At 40.2% G+C, this 19,499-nt stretch carries 14 protein-coding genes; 9 read left to right on the top strand and 5 right to left on the bottom strand.

The features are described from left to right. Positions 1-613 precede the first annotated feature (613 nt). A complete protein-coding gene (locus tag V7K60_RS08140) occupies positions 614-1,819 on the bottom strand; it encodes a DUF1822 family protein (protein WP_334924462.1) in 1,206 nt (401 codons plus the stop codon). Between the two features lie 25 nt (positions 1,820-1,844). Next, positions 1,845-3,035: a sigma-70 family RNA polymerase sigma factor gene (locus tag V7K60_RS08135; protein ID WP_334924460.1), complete on the bottom strand. Its 1,191-nt coding sequence runs from the start codon at positions 3,033-3,035 to the stop codon at positions 1,845-1,847. A gap of 802 nt (positions 3,036-3,837) precedes the next feature. Here V7K60_RS08135 and V7K60_RS08130 point away from each other — a divergent pair. Both V7K60_RS08130 and V7K60_RS08125 read left to right on the top strand, forming a co-directional pair. Next, positions 3,838-4,665, top strand: coding sequence for a phosphodiester glycosidase family protein (locus V7K60_RS08130; RefSeq protein ID WP_334924458.1), 828 nt, complete (start codon positions 3,838-3,840; stop codon positions 4,663-4,665). Between the two features lie 159 nt (positions 4,666-4,824). Next, entirely contained in the window at positions 4,825-5,136 is a 312-nt protein-coding gene (locus tag V7K60_RS08125) for a threonine dehydratase (protein ID WP_334924456.1), read from the top strand. A 315-nt stretch (positions 5,137-5,451) separates the two neighbouring features. Here V7K60_RS08125 and V7K60_RS08120 read toward each other — a convergent pair whose 3' ends face one another. Continuing rightward, positions 5,452-5,661 (bottom strand): hypothetical protein, encoded by a 210-nt coding sequence (locus V7K60_RS08120; protein ID WP_094352741.1) that lies wholly within the window; start codon positions 5,659-5,661, stop codon positions 5,452-5,454. Positions 5,662-6,045: 384 nt separating this feature from the next. Here V7K60_RS08120 and V7K60_RS08115 point away from each other — a divergent pair, with 384 nt between their 5' ends. Then, a complete protein-coding gene (locus tag V7K60_RS08115; RefSeq protein WP_334924454.1) occupies positions 6,046-7,095 on the top strand; it encodes an adenosine deaminase in 1,050 nt (349 codons plus the stop codon). Between the two features lie 253 nt (positions 7,096-7,348). After that, positions 7,349-9,088, top strand: coding sequence for a DNA mismatch repair endonuclease MutL (gene mutL, locus V7K60_RS08110; protein ID WP_334924452.1), 1,740 nt, complete (start codon positions 7,349-7,351; stop codon positions 9,086-9,088). An 807-nt stretch (positions 9,089-9,895) separates the two neighbouring features. On the opposite strand, the gene V7K60_RS35160 is transcribed toward mutL, so the two are convergent. Together V7K60_RS35160 and cas12k are read right to left on the bottom strand one after the other, a co-directional pair. Further along, entirely contained in the window at positions 9,896-10,045 is a 150-nt protein-coding gene (locus V7K60_RS35160; protein ID WP_442944353.1) for a hypothetical protein, read from the bottom strand. An 861-nt stretch (positions 10,046-10,906) separates the two neighbouring features. After that, positions 10,907-12,814, bottom strand: coding sequence for a type V CRISPR-associated protein Cas12k (gene cas12k / locus V7K60_RS08105; RefSeq protein ID WP_334924451.1), 1,908 nt, complete (start codon positions 12,812-12,814; stop codon positions 10,907-10,909). Between the two features lie 68 nt (positions 12,815-12,882). Here cas12k and V7K60_RS08100 point away from each other — a divergent pair, with 68 nt between their 5' ends. The 5 genes from V7K60_RS08100 to V7K60_RS08080 all read left to right on the top strand — a co-directional run bounded on the left by V7K60_RS08100 (position 12,883) and on the right by V7K60_RS08080 (position 19,481). Beyond that, positions 12,883-13,311, top strand: coding sequence for a MerR family transcriptional regulator (locus V7K60_RS08100; RefSeq protein ID WP_334924449.1), 429 nt, complete (start codon positions 12,883-12,885; stop codon positions 13,309-13,311). Between the two features lie 25 nt (positions 13,312-13,336). After that, the gene (gene hsdR, locus V7K60_RS08095; RefSeq protein WP_334924447.1) at positions 13,337-15,727 is read left to right on the top strand and encodes an EcoAI/FtnUII family type I restriction enzme subunit R; all 2,391 of its coding nucleotides are present in this window, start codon (positions 13,337-13,339) and stop codon (positions 15,725-15,727) included. A gap of 44 nt (positions 15,728-15,771) precedes the next feature. Continuing rightward, on the top strand, positions 15,772-16,362 hold the full coding sequence (locus V7K60_RS08090) for a hypothetical protein (protein ID WP_334924445.1): 591 nt from the start codon (positions 15,772-15,774) through the stop codon (positions 16,360-16,362). A gap of 67 nt (positions 16,363-16,429) precedes the next feature. Beyond that, positions 16,430-18,226, top strand: coding sequence for a class I SAM-dependent DNA methyltransferase (locus tag V7K60_RS08085; RefSeq protein WP_334924443.1), 1,797 nt, complete (start codon positions 16,430-16,432; stop codon positions 18,224-18,226). Between the two features lie 28 nt (positions 18,227-18,254). After that, on the top strand, positions 18,255-19,481 hold the full coding sequence (locus V7K60_RS08080; protein ID WP_334924441.1) for a restriction endonuclease subunit S: 1,227 nt from the start codon (positions 18,255-18,257) through the stop codon (positions 19,479-19,481). Positions 19,482-19,499 lie beyond the last annotated feature (18 nt).

Genomic DNA, 19,499 nt, shown 5'->3' with positions numbered 1-19,499 from the left:
CAAAGGAAAGTGTAGTATAAGGACTATACAACATAAATTTGGGCTAAACCGATGACCTTCGAGGAAAAACAACGTTTACAAGCCGCCACAAAAGAGATCACATCAATCTTGTATAAAAATACATCATCAGAGGCATTAAAAACTTTTGAAGGGATCGAAAAAATAGTGTGTAGTTTACCACCGTAGGCATCGCTCCTTGCTTAAGCATGTCAGCCCTCAAATCGCCTTTTTTTATCGAACAAACTACGGCTACAAGCAAAGGACAGACTACTTATATCTCCATACGCTTGGGTTAAGGAAATTTATCTTTTAAGGTAGGGGGAGTAGGGGAGGCACTAGCGATCGCTTCTTTCTCATCTAAATATAAATCAGTAAGAATTAAAACTTAGTACTAAGTCAATAAGCTATGCTTAATGCGATTATTTAACAATTTATTGATGATGATCTGCTCTTATTGACAAGATGCATTCGCCTTGCAGTGGCATCCATTTAATGTTCCCTCCATACTACAATTATGTTGTGCCTATCTCAATGGTCAACTGACTATTTGATGTTTTTACATAAGTAGGATGCTCCCAATCAACACCAATTTGACACTGCTGGCTCCTAATAACTAAATTATGAAATTTTCTGTTATTTGATAATTATTCAGGTCGATCTGAATGCTGAAACATTCTCCCACTTCACCATCAAAGAGTTTCAACTGCATATAGATATCTTGAATTCTTGCTTGTACTTGTTGAAGTATTTCCCCTTGATCTGAAAGTAAAGCTAGCTTGATAGTAGCAGGTAGGTAAGGTTGATTACAAGCTGGATGTAATTGCACACGAATCCTAACTTGTTGGTTAGCTTCTGGTATTAAAGCAATTAATAAAACAACTTTTTGAGCCTCTATTTCCATTCCCAAGTCAATCAGCTTGGCGCGTTTAATAGCGGTAGTATTTAACCCGGAAGAAGTGCGGAAATTAAAAGCTAGGCTACTAGAGTTTTGCTCAAAAAAAGTCTCTATAGCTTGCCAAGAAGCATCGTAAATCTGCTCCAGCCAACGACTAAGATTCACTTGTACTTGTGAAAACTGCGTAGGCGCAGCCTGTTGTAGATATCGCAGCCTTTCTTGGTACAAACGCTGCCGCCACTGCTCATTCTCTAGTAGCACTCCCCAAGTTGTAAATGGCACTGCTAGTCTAGGAAATGTTACAGAGGAATTACTTAACCGTTGCACAAGATTTTCTGCTTGAACAGTCGATAATTCTGGTAGTGGAGCGATCGCAGCTTTCATCTCCTCTGTTCCACAAAATTGGTAGGTGATCCAAAAAGCATTAAGGTCTTTAATTAAGTGCTGTGCATCTATACAATAAGTCCTATCTACTTGGTCATAGTCTGCTAGTGATTTAAGTTTTTGATGGGTTATGTAGCCCCAAATTCTTACCCACTCGCCATCTGATGTGACTTGCACTGCTAAATAATAGTCTGCTGCCCAACTGGGTATGTCTACCCATTCTTGAGGAACTTCTAACTCGCTATCATCAATTGCCTCGCTAGGAATTAAAACGACTCGCTTTTGGTTTAACAAAATTGCTGTACCATTGACAAATTCCCAAAAAGCAGGAATACCAGGGGAACTGTGCCAGATACTTGCTTCTGGAACATATTCAGCTTTTACCCAATTTAAAAACCCATGAAGGCAAATTTGATTCATGTAAGCACGCCAGCGACTGCTAGGTGTGGCGTACATTTGGCTATCTTGCCAAGAACTTGTCTGTAATGGTGGTGATATTTCTAACAATAGTTCCTGCGGTTCTGTAAAAGCGGAAGTCATTTTTACTACCTCATCCTTCATAATCTCAGCCAGATTCCCCATATTTAACTTTCAACCATTCTTCCAAAGCACTACTCATATCATTAACTAGGTTGGAAGTCACAGAAATATTAAGCGTATCTTGACTCCATTGAATCAATGCTTTCAGCATTAATTCTCTAGCTTTGAGCAGTCGGCGAGAAACAGTAGGCTGACTCATTTGTAGACGTTCTACAATCTGTGACTGAGTTAACCCCTGTTGGTAGTAAAGTTTAAGTATTTCCTGGGTTTTTGCCTCAAATGTTTGTAAATTTTTTAATAAAACAGCTTCAATCTGAGATTGTTGATTTTGTTGGTTTTGGGCATCCTCTTGGGCTATCATCTGAGCGATTAATGAGTCAGAGGATGGATCTGGCAAATCAAAAGTTGTTGTAAAGTTATCTTCTGATATGCCTAAATTTAGAGAACTAACAGGTGGATACAGATAACCACGCACGTACACAGCTGTCTGGGTTAACCACTGTTCAATTTTCTCTCTCGTGCATTGTGAAGTAGGTTGAGTTAACTGATTTTGGCGTTCACGGTTGTAGAGGTTGACAATAGCTTCCCAAAGTTGGGGTTCTGGTTCTGGTAGTGATTTTGTGCCACCTGGTTGGTTTTGAACATACAGTTCTTTGAAACAAGTCCAGGCGAGTCGATATTGGGCAATTAGAATCGTTGATAATCCAGCTTGAGCAAGAGCTTCTAATAACTGCTTTTTGCTTACTTTGCGTAACAATGCCCAATTTGTGCAGATATCAGCTTCTTTGCGTTGGCGTAAAATATCTTTTAGCCGACTGGGAACTGCTATAGTAGCATAGGCTTTTAAGCTAGAGCATTTTTCTAGATTAAAATTTTTGAGAATTGTTTCAATTTCAGCATTCGCCATTTGAAAATAATCTGCTAGGCTATGTTGACTATTTGTAAATTTGGCAATTGTTTTTTTAGCAGCCCAATAATTTGGTTCCTGTAAATAAGCAGATAAATGCATTCTAGCAAGGCTATTAGATTGCTCTCGCCAGCACTTGTGCCAATGTAACGCCCAAAAATTTTCTGAGTTAGGGACAAATGATGAAGACTCCAAGTAATTTTGAATATTTCGATGTAGTTTGATATCAATCAACCATTTGCTGAATCTGTCTCCTTCCAACTCAACGAAGGTTGAGAACATCTCGATAATTTTTTGACGAGGAAGCATAAGCAGTTAAAATAAAAACTTCAATTGATCCGAACTTAAGCAACTATTAAAGCTGCAGACACCTCTGTGGACAATTTCAAGATACTGATTTTTTAATTTGCAATTCAATAGCGCACAAATTTTATTACTTGATTTTTTTTGAAGATAACTCTACTCATATTCTGTGGAATCTAGATAATTTAGTTATTTTAAAGTTAAATTGGCGTAAAAAGCGATTTTAGGCGTTGCATAAATTCGGCATAAATCAAGTAAACACTGGTTGAGAAGGTCTAGCAAGATATTGTCTCTTAACTTTTTGAAAACTACCTTGCAAATTTCCGTGTGTCAGAAATATTTATCGATTAGCGGTTGTACGCCCATATGCTCTATTTGAGTTAGAAGTATAGGTATATCATCGACTCCTTCGTTTGTAATTATGGGTTCAGTAGCCATAGTTGCGAACATATACCTAATCGAGTCTTTTTGGGAATATGCCCTTTGATATACTTTTGACTATTTACTTTTCCTAACTCCCTAAAAAATGGGTGAACCGGGAGTAATTAAAGTTAATTGCTTATTTTCAGCTTAAAGTATTTTAATAAAGTCAACTAAATCAACTTTTTTGATCTAACTGCAAATGAGTTTAAAAGTGAGAAAAATTAAACTACCGGCTTTGATATTAATTAGTTTGGCAATGGTGTTGTGGTTTAATTTGCGTTTTTCAACACTAGACCTCTTGCATAAATCAAAAATAAGAACCCCACCCTGCCAAAGCTACGCTTTGTCTCCCCTCCCCTTAGCAAGGGGAGGGGTTGGGTGTGGGGTGTTAGGGACTTTTGCAAGAAGTCTACTGTCAATACCCACTATTGCGGCTTCACCAGCAAAAACTATCCGCTACTTCGATCGCACTTTGCCCCAAAGCATCGCTCACATTGTGCTGATTCCAGCTAATAGCAAATTTTTAGTGACTCCTGCACTATCACAGAAGGTAGCCACTGTAGAGGAATTTGCCCAAAAGCATCAAGCCGTGGCTATTTTGAATGCAGGCTTTTTTGACCCAGCCAACCAAAAAACTACATCTTATATTGTCCGACAAGGAAAGTTGATAGCTGATCCCAAGGAAAACGAGCGGTTGGTGAACAATCCCAACTTAAAATCTTATTTGGGTAAAATATTCAATCGCACAGAATTCCGTCGCTACTTATGCGGGCAAACTATCCGCTATTCCATTGCCCTACACAGTCAGTCACCACCAGCAGGTTGTCAGTTAGTTGATGCTATAGGTGCTGGCCCACGCCTATTACCAGAACTCACCTTAGAAAAAGAGGGCTTTGTAGATAATGCCAATAAACGAGATGCGCTTGGCAGCAACCAACCCAATGCCAGAACCGCCGTAGGTATCACCCGTGATGGCAGCGTTATTTTAGTTATGGTGGCTCAAAAACCCTTGGCTCCCGTGAACTCTGGAATATCTTTGCCAGCATTAGCTGATTTGATGAAAACTCTTGGTGCCGATCAAGCGATGAATCTGGATGGGGGGAGTTCGTCTTCGCTTTATTACAATGGGAAAACCTTTTACGGGAAGGTTAATTTGGAGGGAAATTCTATCAAGCGTCCTGTGAAATCGGTTTTGCTGGTTCAGGAAAAGTAGGGGCTGTGGGAATTGATCGGACAGAGCGATCGCAATTGCCATATAAAACGTAAGTACTAGTTGAGCTATACCTACCTACTGGTAGATTTTTGCCATATCACTAATTCCCGAATCCGAATTGAGTCACAATGATAATAGGCAATCATTGAAGGTGCTGTTATGCTTCGTCTAACTCAAATTATTCGGAACTTGTTCCTTCGTTTTGAAGGCTTGTTTGGGGTTTTATTCCAAAGTATTTCTAATTTTTTCGGAAATTTATTTGGTTTTTTTGCCAAGCTTTTCGGATTCTCTGAGTCTGATTATTTCTTGGAATCTGATCAGGTGCAGGGTGTAAAGCAAGCTTCAGCTAAACAGCCAATTGAAACGAATCGGGATAACACTGCTAAAATTCCTACCACTAACCGTCGTCGTTCTAATGCCAAACTTGACGACTACTACCTCAATATGGCTCGTGATGTGAAAAAGAACTGAAAAAAAGTCATCAAGTGGAAGGTAAGTTTAGTAATAAACTGTTCCACCTCTAACTTGCATAATTAGGGCGGGCAAGATGCCCACCCTACAAGATTTTGATTAGATTTTAAATATGCAAACTATATGTGGAAAATCTTACCAACAACTAAAGTGGCGCTTTGCATTTTCAGAAAAATCATCTAGCCATAATTAACAGATTGGTATGTGCGTAGGCGAGCATTTACCGCAGGCATTGCACCTTAAATAAAAATTTTGTCCAGTTTGAGGCTGGACAATAGTTAGAAATATTTTTGAGCTTGAATATTTACTTGGTTTTTAACTTACCAAATCAACTAAAGCGTTGCTTTGGAAGCGGACTATAGATGAAACTGAGCAACCGCGATAATTCTCAGAGGTGAATACTGATAGTGTAATATTAGCTTGACCTGGATCTAAAATGCGTTTTACCTTGCAGGTTTGCATTTTATTGTTGCAGTAAGCAATAATCCGATCGCCAGCCTTGACTTCCAACGCTTGAATTTTCAATTAATACCAACCTTGCCAGGAATTTGCTTTGTTAAAGGAAAAATATATTGCTATATCCCACTCGCTTGACAATAGCAATGTTCTTTTAGTGTAGCACAAAAATTAAGGATATCAATGCTATCAATTTAATCTTGGTAATGTCAAGTTTATTCATGCTGCAAATACTGGTACAGGAGGTTGGAGGCAGAAATTTATTTGCTGCTCTCAACCCTATCTAATTCCAAGCCACCAAATCGTTTGCCAGTTTCTCGGTTGGAGTATTTGTTGAAATTCAGATGAAGGGAAACCTTTACTCCAACGAAGTTAAAGCTAAATTTTTTTGATGACAAATTTCTCTCAATGTTTTTGTTACAATCATTGAAATTTTTACCTAAAAATACCACTATGGCTTTATATGCTGAATTACATAGACATCTAGGCGGCTCGGTCGTACCACGAGTTTTATGGCGATATTTCGAGCGACATTCTGTGGAGTTAATTTCCCGCTTTGCTGACTATTCAGATTTTGAAGATTTTTATACCCGCCCACGTAACACCTTAGATGAGTATCTAGAATTACACACCTTGGTAGAAAGCGTGCAAACGGTGGAGACTTTGCCTTACTTTATCTATCGCTTGGTGCGGGGTGCTTACATATTTGAAAATTTGGCTTATCTGGAACTGCGCTACACTCCTTATTTGCGGACACCTGAGCATCTGAGTCAATCGGAAAGAATTGACAAGATGGCAGAAATTGTGCGAGTAGTAGGACTTGCCAGCCACCAGCCAGAATATCCGATTGTTACTAGCCAAATTCTCTGTATGCACACACGCCTACCATATCAGGTGAACAAGGCGATTGTTGATTTGGCGGCGCAAAATCAACAGTATGTCTGTGCAGTGGATGTAGCCGGAGGTGATAGTTATTACGCCGATCGCTTAGAAGAATGGATTAGCTTATATGATTATGCGCGATCGCTGGGCGTTAACACCACGGGACATCTATATGAAACCACTGCTGGTTGTTACCCAGAACTATTACCATATTTGATGCGGATTGGTCACGGCATTCAAATTCCCCTACTATATCCAGAGCTACTTAATGATGTGGCTAAACGCGGACAATGTTTGGAGGTTTGTCCGACAACTTATCTAAAAACTGGAACTTTGCAGGATATACGTCAACTCAAATTAGTTTTTGACCGTTGTCTTGATGCTGGGGTTGATATCGCTATCTGTACTGATAATGCTGGATTGCACAATGTGCGTCTACCTTTTGAGTATGAGAATCTCTTGACTTACAATATTATTAGTTTTGAACAACTACAAGCTTGTCAAGATGCAGCTTTTCGTCATGCTTTTGCTTGGCCTTACAGTCAACGTCCTGCATCACTGTTGAACGGTTTGCTCAAACCTGAACCACCTAAAATTTTGTCCATGAGAGATACTAATTAATGAATTGCCTAAAGATATTCGTAAAGTAAGGTGATTTAATGTTAATTAATGTTGCAATTACTAATTTTTTCTGATGCCATAGAAAAAGTTGTAATGCATAATAGATATCTTGCAATAATTAATGTTTTAGAAATTAAACCACAGATGCACACAGATAATTTATCAGTGTTTATTTGTGGTTCTTTTTTGCTGAGAAAAAATTCTTGCTATAAGTCGTATATAGCATGCCCCCAGAAGCTATAAACTATAATTTATGGCATCTACTATTCAAGCTCTACCAACAGAAGTTGTATATCTCATTACAGCTGGAGAGGTAATCGACTCTTTAGCTTCTGTGGTGCGGGAATTGGTAGAAAATTCCCTAGACGCAGGTGCAACGCGAATTGTGGTTTCTCTGTGGCCGCAGCAATGGCGAATTCGTGTGGCAGATAATGGTTGTGGAATGAACCTAGATGATTTGCAACAAGCAGCCACAGCCCACAGCACTAGTAAAATTCGCTCTAGTGCCGATTTGTGGAAAATTAACAGTTTAGGGTTTCGTGGTGAGGCGTTGCACAGTTTAACGACTCTGGCAGAGTTGGAAATTTTGAGTCGTCCTCTGGGCGGAAAATTAGGATGGCGGATAATTTATGGCGATGGCGGGAAAGTTGTACAAGTTGAAGTAACTGCGATCGCACCTGGTACAGTGGTTACAGTTTCCCATCTTTTTGGTAATTGCTCGTCTCGTCGTCAGGGATTACCCACAACAGCACAGCAAATGAAAGCTGTGCAAGCTACAATTTACCAAATCGCTCTCTGTCATCCCTATGTCACCTGGCAGATTTGGCAAAATGACCGTCAATGGTTCACCATTTGTCCTGCTGCCACAACTGGACAACTACTACCGCAAATTTTACCGCAAGTGCGACAAGGTGACTTGCAAGAAGTGAAACTCGAAATACCCAACCCATTAAACTCAGAAGACAGAACTCAGAATTCAGCACTCCTAACTCCTAACTCCTCACTCCCCACTCAGCACTCTGCACTAAATTTAGTGGTAGGATTACCCGATCGCTGTCATCGTCATCGTCCAGATTGGGTACGTGTAGCCATTAACGGCAGGATGGTGAAAACACCGGAACTAGAGCAAGCAATATTATCTGCATTTCACAGAACATTACCACGCGATCGCTATCCAATTTGTTTCTTACATCTTGCCATTTCCCCCGATCAAATTAACTGGAATCGCAATCCAGCAAAAACAGAAATTTACCTCAACGAAATCATTTATTGGCAAGAGCAAATTACCCAAGCAATTAACCAAGCACTCAGCATCTCTTCTAACAATTTCAAAGAAGCTGTTCACACGACACGAGTTAGTAAATTACTCAAAGCCGCAGAAGCCAAAGGTGGTTACAATTTCAATCCTCAAAATCCCAACCCTTGTACAGACGCGATTAATCGCGTCTGTCCTAACTCCTTAAAAGCTGTCGCTCAAGTTAGTAACACTTATATTGTGGCGGAACATTCAGGTGGTATGTGGTTAGTAGAACAGCACATTGCCCATGAGCGAGTTTTGTATGAGCAATTATGCGATGATTGGCAACTTTTACCCGTTGAACCGCCAATAATTCTTTATCAATTATCGCCAGCGCAAGTATCGCAACTGCAACACATCGGTTTAGAAATAGAACCCTTTGGCGAACAACTTTGGGCAGCTCGTAATATCCCCGCTCCTTTGCAGCAGCGAGACGACTGTGCAGAAGCAATTTTAGAACTTAGTTGGGGAGGCGATTTACAAACAGCCCAAGTAGCTGTCGCCTGTCGCAGTGCCATTCGTAATGGTACACCGATGAATCAACAAGAAATGCAGACACTTTTAGATAATTGGCAACGTACTCGCAACCCCCGCACCTGTCCCCACGGACGCCCAATTTATCTATCTTTAGAAGAATCAGCTTTAGCTCGGTTTTTCCGGCGTAATTGGGTAATTGGTAAAAGTCATGGAATTTGAAAAATGCATGAATCAACCCGACATCAAACATGAATTTATACATTAACTAATTATTTGTCACTGTTAACAGATTAATGTCATTTTTAACAAATTAATGTCCATTAGACAGTCTGGATAAGGCATATCAAAAATGAACTACTGTGGTCACAATTCCAGTTTAACAATGCATGACTTATTAACTAAAGATGTCGGCGCAAATAAACTGTACTGTTGAACGAAAGTGCGTCTCCGACCAGAGAGGGCCGTCATTTGTCATTTCTCAATGGTAAGGGTTTGGAACATATTTACGTTTCGTAATATAGTTCTGTTTTTTCTCGCAAGCCAATTGAGTAAGCTTTTATTATAACCCTTCATGCACTATTGTGAGTCTACCTAATTTACCTGCAAGCTTCTCTATCCTATGGGCGGAAGAAGAAAATTGACAATATTTTTTTGTTACACGTATTTTCAGGTAAATAGACCATGTGGTGGGGGCGCAATACCTTACCATCCTACGAGGATTTGTGGTTCAAAGAAATGGAAATTGCTGTAAGTTGACAAGTTTTTGTCCCATTAGTCCAAAAATTCCATGACTTTTACCAATCTTTCAACCCACCTATTTTTAAGAGAAGTTTGTAAAACTCTCCTCAAAAAAATTGTCAATTTTCAGAGTTTTCTTTCAGCCCATCTCTAGCTAGGAATACTTTTGAAACATAAAAAAGTATTATCGTGCAAAGTCTCATTTTTCCTGATTTCAACCCACCTCTAACTGGGAGGGGTGTTGAAAAGTAAGCTTGTCGTCTTTAAATGTGAAGTTTAAAATTACTTTCAACCCACCTCTAGCCGGGAGGGGTGTTGAAACCCTATGGTGCGATCGCATTTATCAACCAGCCGTGAATCTTTCAACCCACCTCTAGCTGGGAGGGGTGTTGAAACCGCTGTTATTCCACTACTAAGGACAAACAATCTAATTTGCATCTTTCAACCCACCTCTAGCTGGGAGGGGTGTTGAAACTTGTATTGCAACGAATTACTGAAGACCAGCTACTTTCAACCCACCTCTAGCTGGGAGGGGTTTGAAACTAAATGATTGGACAGATGTTCTAATAAGTCTGATAACTTTCAACCCACCTCTAGCTGGGAGGGGTGTTGAAACCTTGCAAATTTCAAATATTTCTGGGTCTTTTTCAACTTTCAACCCACCTCTAGCTGGGAGGGGTGTTGAAACTCGCGAGTGTAAATTGGATGTGTCATTATGGTTTCTTTCAACCCACCTCTAGCTGGGAGGGGTGTTGAAACTGCTGCTCAATCCCCATATATCCAGGCGTGCCCAAAACAACAGCTTTCAACCCACCTCTAGCTGGGAGGGGTGTTGAAACTCTGCGCTTCAAACCCTTGATTTACCAATAGTTATGAAGGCATTTTTGTCACGTCTCCCGAAATAGCCCGTCAGTTAATACTGAAAAAAGTAAATCAACTAACACATTAAGGGCTATAAACCTTATTAAACAAGCGATTTAAAGTTTTGGCAGGAGTCCCAGGGAAATCGCCCCCGCTTTACCATGCCAAAAAATAATTAAGGTGGGTTCCTCCTTGGTCGGAGGTGATTCAGTAGCCACCGCTGCGGTAAACCCGCACCTCTATTACTGGGGGCGCACCTAATTCCTATCCACAAGGGACAGCAGCATCAAGGTGGGTAGCTACTAGGGTCAGAAAGCAAGACTGTTTAACAGCAGTCAAACTAACCCAAATTTACACAGCACAGAGGCTTGTAACAAGCATGAACTGCGGCGCTATTGAGTATTCTTATTCTATTGTCAAGGTTCGGTGTTTTGTCAATCAGTTTATTTTGCGGGAATGGTAAGCGGAGATCGCTAATTCTTTCGCTTTTTCTTGTGGACTACCTCGAATTGGCTGTTTTGACTCCTCTATCACAATTCCAGCTTTAACAGCTGACGAGTGAATATTTGCCATCAATCTGCCGTAACTCCATTGATGAACGTTAACTCGGTACTGTCTGGCATACTTTTGTTGAACTTCTATTAAGTCTGATTTTTGTTCAGCTTTGGCTTGAATCTCACTCTGAACTTGCTCTCGCATGTTATCCAATTTAGGTAGAACAATACTTCCAGCAGAGTATGTTTGGGCGATCGCAATAATCTCTTTCGCTAGCAATCTGTCAATATACTCCCCTAACTCCGATTCTCCAAACTGATTTGGTGCAGCAAGCGTTTGAGCTATTTGGCGTTGATGGGATAAAAAATGCTTTTGCTGTCGCTGTCGATTTAGCAGTTTGTAATTATCACCCAGTAGTTGTCTGATGCTGCGATAGGTAAGGACTTGACCTGTAGTGCCGTTTACTACTGCTAGCGTTGCAAGCTTTTCTAAGCCGAGGCTAACACCAACAAGAATATGAGATTGTCCTTTATATAAAGGTTTCGTGGGGCGAGGAAAAGGGTTAATAATTCTGTCTAAGGTGGAGTTTTTCCGTTTTATGTGATCTTGCTGTTTTTTATTAAGGTCGCCTTTGGCTTTTGTATTAGTAATACTTTTAGCGATTTCTTCAGCTTTCTCTTCCCTTACTTGATTGGTTCCTTCAGTCGTCCATAGGCGGGTATCTACAGAACAGTAGAGAGTTAAGCGATTAACATTCCAAGGATCGCCTTTGCCTTCCTCTTCTTGCCAAGCAATACGCCCAGTACGCAGGGTGAATAGGCTACTGGAGTGTTGATTTTTGCTATTTTTCTTAATTTGTTGATCTTCTAGGAAGCGTTGAAACCAGTGAAGTTGGCGAGAATCACAATACACTTGAAAACTATGCTCACTCAAACATTTGAATTTTACACAGATGCGCCCAAACTGGTTTTTAAACCAAGTCATGTCTTCGCTGGTTTCGTAAGCTACCGGGAAAGGTACTTTGCTAGATTGTCTTAAAAGGCTGTCTTGCCAAAATTTTGCCTCAGCTTCATTTGTTGGAACGTTATGAGTGGCAACAACAATAGTTTCTAACCATTTGGTATCGGTTAAATCTCGACCTTTGGGAATTCTTGTTTCTAGTTGTTCTCTGAGGCGTTCAATCTGAATTTCAAGTTTACGACGGCGTTGAGCAAATTTTTGAGCGTCTTCCTCTTTATTGTTTATTTTGCAACCATTTTTGAGCAAATAGCTGATGGCACAACGAGTCAAGTTATCTTCTGTCTTGCGATAGGACTCAAATAAGTTCTTTGATAGACTGTTGCTATCTGAATTTTGAGCTTTTTTGCGCTTTTTAGCTTTTTTTAGATTCGTTGATTGAGTTTCAGCAGTATTAAGGGGAGCAAATTCAGCCAAAACTTCAGTAGCTTTAGTGCGAAGACTATCTAAGCTGACACCACTACTTTCTACCAATTCAACATCACTTTTGAGCATTTCCAACCAGCGAATTTTGCCTTCTAGTTGGTACTGCGATCGCTTCATCAGTGCTAACCAAGATTTGTAGATGTAATTGACTGTGGTGATCGCACTCGCGTAAAACCGTCCAGGCTGACCAATAAAGCGAGGGTCAGTTTTCAAAGGTTCGCAGAGTTGTTTCACAACACTAGTGGGGTGTTTACCTTTTTGCCGCCAAGTTTCAAACTCTGGGTGTTGACTTACCTGACGTAGTAGTTCATTAATCAGTGGCGTATTTAACTCCGCCATCAACTTCCATAGTTGCTGGCGTGATGACTCTGAGGCTACAAGGCGACACTGAATAGTAATTTTACTCATCGTATTAAAACAATACTGTCTAATAATAACACATTTGTATTAAACAAGTTTTCTGTAAAATAAATTGTATGCAGGAGACATTTTTTACAAGCAAGGAAGCTGCTGAAATCACAGGCTGTACCCTCCGTCAGCTACAGTATTGGCGAGAAAGGGGGGTAATTGTTCCTGTCATCAGTGAGACTGGAACTGGACGTAGTATTTATTACTCAAAATCAAACTTGCTAGAATTGGCTGCAATGTCATATTGGTTATTTGTGGGGTTAAGTTTTGACATAGCCAGCACCACGCTGAAAAAGCTGAAAGACCAAGAGCCGGAGCTATTTATTTCAGGTAAAGGCAAGCGGTTTATGTTATTGCCGGAAGTACAGAAGCGATCGCTTGAGCTTGTGGAGTTTGACAGAAAAAAGGCGATCGCATCTTTAGATGAAGGTAAGCCTGTGATTCCCGTGTGGTTGGACGAGATTTATCAGAGGTTAGCGGTTAAATTGGACGAGTAAAGAATGAAGTCAAGAAAAATAAGAAATGAGCAATGAAGCGAATACTTGCCGTAAGTATGTGGAGCCAAAGTTAAAGAATGCAGGATGGGAAACAGAATCCCATGCTTACTATGAGCAGTATTACTTTACTGATGGCAAGATTCGCCCGAAAAATAAGCATCAATCTCGTGGCAAACGGAAATTTGCAGACTATTTACTGCTATATAACGGAGAATTTCCCTTAGCCGTGGTGGAAGCAAAGCGAAAACACAAAACACCAGATGAGGGACTGGAACAGGCGATAGACTACGCCAATCTTCTAGGGGTGAGGTTTGCTTACTCTACTAACGGACAAGGGATTGTAGAATTTGATTTCATCACGGGTAAACAATCTGATGTAATAGACTCTTTTCCCAGTCCTGATGAACTTTGGCGACGATTAACAGGGGAAGCTAAAGAGCAAATTAGAGAGGACATAGCAGAAAAACTGCTGACTCCGTTTTATCCAATTCCAGATAAACCACTGCGCTACTATCAACGAAATGCTATTAATGCTGCACTAGCCGCAATTTTCAAAAGTCAAGAGCGCCTACTGCTGACAATGGCAACGGGAACGGGTAAAACCACTGTTGCTTTCCAAATTGCTTGGAAACTGTCAAGTTTAGAGTGGAATGCTTCTGGAGAATCTCGTTCCCCTAGAATTCTGTTTTTGGCAGATCGGAATGTGCTGGTAGATGACCCGATGAATAAGGATTTTTCTGCCTTTAATCAGGAGAAAATTTACAAAATCCAGGGAGAAGCAAAAAAAGGACGTGACCTTTACTTTGCTATTTATCAAGCTATTGGTGATACACAATATAGCTTTGGACTTTACAGAGAATATAATCCTGATTATTTTGACTTGATTATTGTTGATGAGTGTCACCGAGGAAGCGCCAGGGATGAAAGTAACTGGCGACAAATTCTGGAACATTTTGAACCTGCCTATCAGTTAGGACTTACAGCGACACCGCTACGCGATGATAACGTTGATACCTATCGCTACTTTGGTAATCCCCTTTATACATATTCCCTTAAACAAGGGATTGATGATGGTTTCTTAGCTCCCTATCGAGTTTATCGGATTACTACCCGTTCTGATCGGGAAGGATGGCGACCAAATGCTGGACAAATTGACCGTTATGGCAGAACAATTCCTAATGAAGTTTATCTGACCCCAGACTTTGAGCGGAAATTGGTAAGAGAAGCGCGGACAAAGGCGATCGCCCAACACATTACTGATTTTTTGAGAAGTAGCGATCGTTATGCCAAAACCATTGTCTTTTGTGTCGATGAGGAACACGTTAAGGCAATGATTAAGGAATTACGCAACCTCAACAGCGATATCACCAGAACAAATCCTGACTACATAACTCGCATTACCTCTGATGCTGGTGATGTAGGTAAAGGACATCTCTATAAATTTAAAGATGTCTTAGATGAAACTCACATTATCGCTGTTACTGCTAAGTTGCTAACAACTGGCGTAGATATTCCCACCTGTAAAAATGTTGTGCTTGCTCGTGTTATTCGCTCAATGACAGACTTTAAGCAGATTATTGGGCGGGGAACTCGTGTACGAGAAGAACGGGATAAGCGATCCTTTAATATACTCGACTATACCAATAGTACGGTGTTGTTTGAAGATAGAGATTTTGATGGGGAACCCGCCCTTATTAATGAATCAGAGATAGATGATCGGGGGAAAATACTCTCTGAACATGAGGAGGAGTTGGAGTCAGCAGAGTTAGAAGAGGAAACAGAGGACTTGGAAGAGGATGAAAAGTCTGGATTTTGGGGAATCCCAGATGATGATGACGAACCACCTCGGAAATATTACGCTGACGGGGGAAGTGAAGAAATTATTGAAGAGAGAATTTATGATTTAAACCCAGACAATCAACTGCGGTTGTCTCAACTAATTGACTACACCAGAGAGCAAGTTAGGATTCTCTATCGTTCTACCATAGAAATACAGCAACGCTGGGCAGATCCAGAGCAGCGTTCAGAGATTATTGAGTTGTTGGCAGATCGGGGGATTGATTTTGATGAGTTAAAACAAGTTACTAAGCTTCCCGAAGCTGACCCTTTTGATTTACTATGTCATATTGCCTTTGATGCTCCAGTGCTGACTTGCAAGCAACGGGCTGAAAGGTTGCGTCGTCGTAAGGCTGATTTTTTTGAGGAGTATGGGGAAGATGCTAGGGCAATTTTAGAGATAGTTTTGGACAAGTATGCACAAAAAGGAGTTGAGGAGTTTAATATCCCAACCACATTTAAGGCTAACCGCGAGTTTGATAAATATGGAAATGTGGCTGAAATTACTCAACGGTTTGGGGGCGTTCAGGAATTAAAAGAAGCTATTAAGAAAATCCAAAAGTTGTTGTATTCTGCCTAAAATTACATTCCACAACATTATTGTAAACAAGCTGAGTATATTTTATGGCTCCAAATAATACAAATAAGAATATTGCTTTGAGAGAAAGGTCAATACGTTGGCTAATAATTAAACTTTTCTCTTTACTAGGAATAGTATATTTATTGTCAGTACTAGTATTATCTATTAAACCTGAAAATAGACTATCATTAACAGAAGTAGCAATATTTTTAATTATACTTATTTTTAATTCAGAATTAGCTGAAAAAATAGAAGAAATATCTTTTGGCGATCTGAAAGCCAAATTCACGGAAGTTAAACACGAACAAGAAAAACAGAGATCGGAGATTGATACACTTCAGTTTCTCGTTAATAGATTTGTTACCAAAGAAGAATTATCCCATCTAAAAAATTTAGTATCGGAAAATTCTGAAGATAAATATTTCATGAATGAAGAAGTGAGAAGAGAGTTAAGACATCTTAGAGGATTGGGATTGATAGAATCTTATCCGCAAAAATATATTAGTCAAATGCAAAAACAAGCTAATTTAAAAGAATATATTCGCATAACTCCTGAAGGAAAAGCCTATTTGAATATGAGAAAATCTGAATTAAATGATACTCCATTAAGAAACGAAACTGAAAAAATGAGTTGAAAGATCAGTGATATCAAAATAAGAAAAAAACTAATATTTAGATAAGTTTATAGTATTTAGTAATTTCATGCCCAAACGCACTACAAAACAAAACGATAAACCTGTCACCACCGCCCAAAAACTGGGAAGCGTGATTAAGTCAGCGCGTGACATCATGCGGACGGATAAGGGATTGAATGGAGAATTAGACCGTCTTCCCCAGTTGACTTGGATCATGTTTTTGAAACTTTTGGATGATTCCGAGAAACTGCATGAGGTGGAAGCAGAATTAGAGGGAATATCCTATAAACCAACTATTCAACCGCCTTATCGCTGGCGAGATTGGGCAGCTAATGAAAATTTTACGGGCGATCGCCTGAAAAGTTTCATCAACAATGATGAGGCAATTTTACCAGATGGCATCAAAGGTGCAGGCTTACTCGCCTATTTGCGGAATCTTAAAAGCAAAACCGGACGCGATCGCGCTGATGTCATCGCCAAGGTTTTCAAAGATGTCACTAACCGCATGATTAGTGGGACTTTGCTGTGGGATGTGCTGAATAAGGTAAATGACATTCACTTTGATAAATCAGAAGAGGTGAACCTCCTCAGCACCCTTTATGAGTCAATGCTTAAAGAAATGCGGGACGCGGCGGGAGATTCGGGAGAGTTTTACACCCCCCGTCCGGTAGTGCGGTTTATCGTGCAGGTGATGGAACCGAAACTGGGGGAAACGATTTTTGACCCGGCTTGCGGAACAGGTGGTTTTTTGGTCGAGGCGTATGAATACCTGAAAAAGAATTGTAGCGCCCAAGATTGGCAGATATTGCAAAAAAGCATTATTGGCGCTGAGGCAAAATCCTTGCCTTTGATGTTAGCGCACATGAGTTTGCTGTTACATGGGTTTGAATATCCCGATATTGATGATGGTAATAGTCTGCGGTTTACCCTTTCGGAGATGGGTGAAAAAGATTGGGTAGATGTAATTCTCACAAATCCGCCGTTTGGGGGTGAGGAGGAAGACAGAATTAAAAATAACTTTCCCCCAGATAGACAAACCAAAGAAACGGCGTTGTTATTCCTTCAGTTGATTATGCGTCGTCTCAGACAAAGACCAAAACCAGGACGCGCCGCAGTAGTATTTCCCAATGGGGTGCTATTTGGGGATAATACTTGTGCCAAGCTGAAGGAAGATTTACTCAAGGATTTTAATCTGCATACCATCGTCCGTTTACCTAACGGGGTGTTTGCACCTTATACTGGCATTCCCACAAATTTGTTATTTTTTGACCGTTTTGGACAAACGGATGAGATTTGGTACTATGAGTTACCTTTGCCAAAAGGACGGAAAACTTATACGAAAACTAAGCCGATACAGGATGAAGATTTTGCTGAATGTGTGGCATGGTGGAAAAACAGAGAGGAGAATGAACAAGCTTATAAATATAACTTTAGGGAAGCTTATAAGCAAGCAAGAAAAGAAGCAACGCCTCATTGGGATGCTGCTAAGAAAGCAGATGAAACAGCTAATAAGCTTGCAAAGACAGTTAAAGAATTAACTGAGAAAATCCAATATTTACAAAATTCAATTTTGGACTTTTTGCCACCGAAAGAAGTTGCACAGATTAAAAATCAGATTCAGGTAGTCAAGGATGAGGTGAAACAGGCTCAAACTGACGAGCCAATTCAGCGCGAGATTGCTAAAGATGAGAAAGCTAAAGGAGATGCTATTTACTGGGCGATTTATAATCTTGACCGAAAAAACCCAAATAGTCAGCAGGATTTTGAGCATTTAGCGCCTGAGCAATTAATAACAGATATTTTGGATAAGGATAGGCGGGTTGCTGAGATTATGGTAGAGATTAAGAGGATGTTGGAAGGTTAGATTCGCTTGGTGATATTAATACTTATCTATGTTAAAACTGACATTTCAGCAGACTTCAGCAGAATTAATGGTTCGGGCTGCTTCAACTATTATATTTAATACTTTAAATCAATTACATTACCCATCTCTAGCTCTTTCTGAACTTGCCGAAAATCCACAATACGGTTTTACCGCTAGTGCGTCAATTGAAGAAGTAGGAGCAAAATTTGTTCGGATTACTGATTTAAAAGATGGTGGAATCAATTGGGATACTGTACCCTATTGTAAATGTGATGAGCCAGAAAAGTATCTGATCTACCCTAATGACATTTTGTTTGCAAGAACTGGTGCAACAACTGGAAAAACACATCTTGTTAAAGAAGCTCCATACGCTGTTTTTGCTTCCTACTTGATACGAATTCGCCCAAAATCCCTAGTAGATCCTGAATATCTTTATTCATTTTTTCAATCGGATGCTTACTGGACACAGATTTTAGATGAAAAGGAAGGCTCCGCACAGCCTAACGTCAATGGTCAAAAATTGATGAAGATTTTAGTGCCAATGCTTGATAGTGAGATTCAGTCAGCTATCAGCAAGTTTTTGGAGGTTGTGAGAAAACGACAAGATGGTAGTTTTGAAGAACTGCCAGAACTCCCGCAACCACTGGAGCAACAACGGCGGATTATGATGCGGGTTGAGGAACTGGTGGGGAAGGTTGAGGAAGTGCGATCGCTACGTCAACAAATATTTGAAGAAACAGAAGCAATATTTGGAACTGGTGTTGAGCGTATTCTCAAAGATTTAATTCAGAAATATGAATCCAAAAGCCTTATTGACTTGGTTGATCCGAATCGAGGAATCTCATACGGTGTTGTTCTCACTGGGGAACCTTATGAGAATGGTGTTCCAACTTTAAGGGCTGGCGATCTTCGGAAATTTCGTGTACTTTTGACAAACGTCAAGTGTATAGATCCACAACTTGAAGCAAAGTATAGAAGAACTCGGCTGTGTGGCAATGAACTTTTATTGAGAATAAGAGGCGGACTTGGAGAGGTAGCTGTATGTCCTCATGAAATGATTGGCGGTAATGTTTCCAGAGAAATTGCTGTTATTCCTTTTACAGATAAAGTTCTGCCAGAATATGGGATGTACATTTTGGCAGCACCAAGCAATCAGACAGTAATGACACAAAAGTTGAGGGGAACTTCATACCTTGGCATCAATCTACAAGATGTGCGTATACTTGCAATTCCAGTTCCACCCCTCCCCGAATAACGTCGCATCGTCGTCTAC

The sequence above is a fragment of the Nostoc sp. genome (assembly GCF_036917555.1).
GTDB lineage: Bacteria > Cyanobacteriota > Cyanobacteriia > Cyanobacteriales > Nostocaceae > Nostoc.
This window is presented reverse-complemented; position numbering and strand designations above follow the sequence as displayed.